General features: G+C 69.3%; 1 pseudogene. It reads right to left on the reverse strand.

Going from position 1 to position 1,766, the window contains the following annotated elements:
* Positions 1-262 precede the first annotated feature (262 nt).
* Positions 263-1,416, reverse strand: a pseudogene (locus RIN75_RS43955) (IS701 family transposase).
* Between the last annotated feature and the right edge of the window lie 350 nt (positions 1,417-1,766).

Below are 1,766 nucleotides of genomic sequence, written 5' to 3' on the forward strand. Positions count from 1 at the left end.
CGCCGTGCCCAACGTGTCAGCGTCTTGCGTTCCTCGTCGGTCAACACCACAGCGGCCACCGGCCGACCCGTCCGAGCCATCGGACAAATCTACACTTACTCAACGAACTTCAGGCGCAGGACACTAGTAGGACTTTGTTAGGTGCTGTTGAGCTGCGGTTTCTGTTGGCTGGTCGTGGCCTGGACGGGTTGTCGGCAGGTGTGGCAGATCCCGGTCCAGGCGGCGAGTAATCGTTGGAGTTGGCGCAGGACGGCGTAGAGGGTCAGGCCTGCGCAGGGGCTTTTGGGGTGCGGCGCAGCTTCGTGCAGACGGCCTGGGCGAGAGAGGCCAGCGTGACGTGGCGGTGCCAGCCGATCCAGGAGCGGCCCTCGAAGTGGTCCAGGCCCAGGCCGTCCTTGAGTTCGCGGTAGTCGTGCTCGATCCGCCACCGGATCTTGGCCAGTTTGACCAGGTCGCGCAGGCGGATGTCGACGGGCAGGGTGGACAGCCAGTAGTCGGTGGGCTCGGGCGCGCCGGGCGGCCATTCGGCCAACAGCCAGCACTCGGGCAGGCTGCCGTCGGGGGCTTTGGGGATGGTGCGGTTGGCGGGGCGGACCCGCAGGGCCAGGAACCGGGACCGCATCCGCCCGGTCGGGTTGCCCGCGCTCTTGTGCGATCCGTGGCGCCAGACCACGAACCGGCCCGCAGACCGGCCCGCGGTCATCACCAGGGTCTTCAGATCGGTCGGTGGATCCGGGTAGTGGGGCGTCGGCGGGCGGCCGACGCCGCCGTAGGCCGCGGTGACCGGTTCCGCGGCAGCGGGGTGGGCGGTGGCGATCGGCCTGACCGCCAGCACGTAGGTCAACCCGCGATCGATGAGCCCCTGCCGGAACCCGGCGGCGTCGCCGTAGCCGGCGTCCGCGACCACCGGCCGCGCGGGCAGACCCCAGCCGGTGATCTCGTCGAGCATGTCCAGCGCCAGCCGCCACTTCTCCCGATGTCGCGCCTCGTCCGGGATCGCGCACCGCTCGCGCCGACGCCGGACCCCGGCGGCCTCGTCGGGGTCGCCGGCCAGCCGGTCGTCCCAGGACTCGGGCAGGAACAACCGCCAGTCCACCGCCGCCGACGCCCAGTCCGTGGCGGCGTGCACACTGACCCGACCTGGCAGTTCGCGGTCTTGCCCAACGTCCCGCAGTACATCCGCGCCACACCCGGTGACGCGTTGCCGTCCTTGGGGAACGCGGTGTCGTCGACCACCCAGGCGTCCGGGTCCACGAACCCGCCGGCCCACACCGCCAGGCGGCGCCGCACCTCGACGTGGTCCCAGGTCGAGGTCGTGACGAACTGCTGCAACTGCTGATGATCCACGCCCAGCCGCTCGGCCATCGGCTGCATCGACTTGCGCTTGCCGTCCGACAACAGCCCACGCAGATACAGTCCGCCCTTCGCCCGCTGGTCACGCCGGGCGAACCCGCCGAACATGTCCGCGGCGAACTCCTCGATCACCGGGCGAACCAGCGCCATCTCCTCCGGAGTCACCACCACAGAAGATCACACTGCCGACACGTCCCATCATTCGACATAACAAAGTCCTACTAGTGGCGCGTCTCGGAAGGTTGACCCGATAACCGGTCCTGTGAGCTGATCGGCCAGGCTGGCCCCGCATGTCGAGTGCGGGAGGTGGTTGTGGCTCGTCGACCGAGCGTGTTCGTGAGGCCCTTGTCGATGGAGGAGGGCCGGAAGCTGCAGCGGGTCACCAGGACCGCGAAGGATCCGGTGCGGTTGCG

The organism is Saccharothrix sp. (genome assembly GCF_031180885.1).
Taxonomy (GTDB): Bacteria; Actinomycetota; Actinomycetes; order Mycobacteriales; family Pseudonocardiaceae; genus Actinosynnema.